We start from the raw sequence: 3,356 nt of genomic DNA, 5'->3' as shown, positions 1-3,356 counted from the left end.
TTTTTTAATGCCAAAGTAACAGGATCAGATCAAACAGACTTATTAGATGAATATCATTCATTATCCAACAAGCATGACAGCACTATAATAGCTTCCAAACAACTTGAATTTCTGTATTCAAATGCAAATAATCAAATGGCAATAAATTCATTATTGTATAAAAAAAGACATATTTCAAAAGACAGCTTATTATTATTTTACAAAAAGTTAGATGCCATAAATTCAAATTCGCCAAAAGGGCAAGAATTATTGGCCTATTCAAAAACCATCAGTCTTAAAGTTGGAGATCCATTTAGAGATATTCCAGGAAATGACCTAAAAGGTGTCGCCCATAAATTATCGGATTATTTTGGAAAAATCATCCTCTTAAATTTCTGGAGTCCAGAATGTCCTTATTCCAGTCAACAAAATGAAAAAGAATTTCCAAAATTAATTGAAAAATACAATCCTGAAGATTTTATGATCATCAGTTATTTTATAGATACAGAAAAAAAGGAGTGGGAAAAACTGGTTGAAAAGGAAGATGCCAATTGGTTGATTATTTCAGATTTAAAAGGAATAAAAGGCGAAAATCTTTCTAAATATGATGTTACAGGATCACCAATGAATTTTTTAATTGACAAAAATGGAATTGTAGTTCTTTCAACAGACGGCTATATCGAAGGACAAAACGAGATTGAAAAGGCAATTGATGAACTATTGGAATAACTCGTTGAAGGAAAAACCTTTATTTAAGAAGACAAACTAAGTGATGTGTTAGTTAGGAGATGAGAAAATAGGGATGAGTAGTCTATAGCTATCTATATGTTAAATCAAAAAAGAGGACTAAAGTCATTATTGCTTTAATCCTCAATCAGTGTTCTTAAATTAAATCCCCTAACAAACTAAGAACTTTTTTTTTATTTGGTATCTGGCAACTCTCGCGTCAACCATCCCCTTCTACTTGCGGTGGCAATGGCATAAGGTGTGATCCAAAACAGTCCAAATGTATATAAGATGCTGTATGAGTATGCCCAAAAAGATTCTGATAATTTATAGCGTTTTGCATAAAACAAGACTGGAAAACTTGACAATATCAAAATGCTGAAAAATGTAGAACTTATAAATAGCAAAGGATGCATGACAATAAAAAACAACATGAATACTAAAAACGGATAGCTCATTATTATTTTTGAAAATTGACTGATAAATAGCAATCGTGTGCCCAACTTTGAGCCTTCCCTAAAATCTGTAAATACGTATTTTGACATCTGTATATTTTCGCGGACATTACTTCTCCCCCATCTGATAAACATTTTATACAAGCCTTTATAACGTTCCGGCACATTGGTATAACAGTACGCATTGCGTTGGAAAAGCACGTGTTTTCCTTGTTTTAAAATCATATTGGTCATGGCACGATCTTCACCAATATCTGAAGGTTGCCCCATAAACGTTTGATTGATCCAATCTTCGAGACATGCAAAAACCGCAGTTCTTCGGTAGGCTGCCAACGCTCCAGGTGTACAAAGCACGGAGTTTAAACTACTTTCGGCCGAACGGACAAACTCAAAACTCAATACAAAACTCACGTTCAACATTTTAGGCAATAAGGCTTTTTCATTGTTCAGCACGCGGATATTACCTGCCACAGCACCACAATCTTTATTGGTAACAAACGGACTGACCAAATTTCTGAGCGTATCTGTTTTTACCACAGAATCACTATCAACCGTTACAAAAACCTCACCTTTACCCAAATGGAATCCACGGTATAAGGCATGGCGTTTTCCTTTGTTTTTTGGTTGTTGGTAAATGGACAATCGGTCGCCCAATTTTCTTTTAGCTTGTTGCATCCAATACCAGGTATCGTCTTTACTACCATCGTCAATGGCTAAAATCTCCAATTTACCTTCTGGATAATCGCTATCTGCAAGACTGATCAACGTATCCCAAACTTGTTTACCTTCGTTATACGCCGGAACAATTACCGTACAAGTTGGCAGTTTCTCATCACTTACGGATGGAATCACTTTATATCTAAAGTACAAATACAGATTATAAATAAAGAAGCCTGCTCTAAAAACAAATAATCCGGTTGCTACGGCAAAAAAGATCAATCCAAACGTAGAGTTGATACGATCTTCTCTAAATTGTTGAAAATCATTTTGAAGATCAAATACCAAAAACACGGATCCAATCATCAAAATAAATGTACTGATCAATACAATGGCACCCCATGGATTAAATGATTTAACTTGTGATAGGCTATTTAAAGAGGTTTTTTTTTGAATAGTTGCGTTAGCTATACTTTTGTTTTCTAAAATTTGCATTTGATTTGAAGCTGTCATTTTTATGTTCATGTTTTGAATGGTAATGAAATATTGTTTGTTCGTGTAATTTGCTTTCAACAGAATATGGCAACAGCTGTGCCATCTAAAAAAAGAGTGGTTTTCAATGGTTTTATAGAGTTTACGAAACAACAGGTGTGTAAAACTTATACATGTTGAAGAATTTTACACAGAATTTTACACAGTTTTACGTTTTTATAAAAATGAAAAAACCGAAGACAATGCTTCGGTTTTTAATAGGTTTGAAAAAATTTAGTTTAGTTATATGTAAGCTTGTATTAATCTTTCACAATAAATTCTGAGCGTCGGTTTTTCTGATGCTCTTCGGCCGAACAAGGAATACCATTGCTACATTTGTTGACCAATTCGGTTTCTCCAAGTCCGGTGGCTGATAATCGATCTTCAGATATGCCGTTTTCAACAAGATATTTAAGCGTTGATGTAGCACGACGTTGCGACAATGCTTTGTTATACGCATCATTACCACGACTATCGGTATGCGATCGGATTTCAATTTTTAGATTAGGATATTGATTGAGTGCTGCCAGCAGTTTTTCAAGTTCTACTTGGGCGTCTTTTCTAATATTAGACTTGTCAAAATCAAAATAAATAATTGGAATATTTAATACTTTCGCCAAATCTGTACCCGGAACTAATGCCACTTCATTGGGCTGTAATTGGAAATCTATTTTTTGATACTCCAATCCCGAAGTGCTGAGCGCCTCATCAGAATCGTACTTATCCTTTGAAACTCGTACAAAATACTGTTCAAATTTATTGGACGCAATGCTATAATGTCCATTTTCATCAGTTTGAACTTGATCATAAATTTTATTCTCCGAATCGGCCAAAACAACAATGGCATCTTGGAGTGGTAATCCGGTTTGTTTATCGATTACGGTGCCTTCAATAACGGCGGCATAAACATCAATAATTGGTGATGTTTCTAAAAACGAATAGATATTATCGTACACAAATTTCCCTGCTTTATCAGCACGATTGGAGCTTATAAAACCGCGGTGCGTT

At 34.6% G+C, this 3,356-nt stretch carries 3 protein-coding genes; 1 reads left to right on the top strand and 2 read right to left on the bottom strand.

Features of this window, described 5'->3' with window-relative positions; translation table 11 throughout:
- The coding region (locus VNJ50_RS08465) for a TlpA disulfide reductase family protein (protein ID WP_325580883.1) at positions 1 to 708 on the top strand (708 nt) is incomplete at its 5' end.
- Positions 709 to 899: 191 nt separating this feature from the next.
- Here VNJ50_RS08465 and VNJ50_RS08460 read toward each other — a convergent pair.
- Both VNJ50_RS08460 and VNJ50_RS08455 read right to left on the bottom strand, forming a co-directional pair.
- Entirely contained in the window at positions 900 to 2,342 is a 1,443-nt protein-coding gene (locus tag VNJ50_RS08460) for a glycosyltransferase family 2 protein (protein WP_325580882.1), read from the bottom strand.
- 266 nt (positions 2,343 to 2,608) lie between these two features.
- Positions 2,609 to 3,356: OmpA family protein (locus VNJ50_RS08455; RefSeq protein ID WP_325580880.1), on the bottom strand; the 748-nt coding region annotated here is incomplete at its 5' end.

This window comes from Gelidibacter sp. (assembly GCF_035577925.1).
In the GTDB taxonomy this organism is placed as follows: domain Bacteria; phylum Bacteroidota; class Bacteroidia; order Flavobacteriales; family Flavobacteriaceae; genus Gelidibacter.
This window is presented reverse-complemented; position numbering and strand designations above follow the sequence as displayed.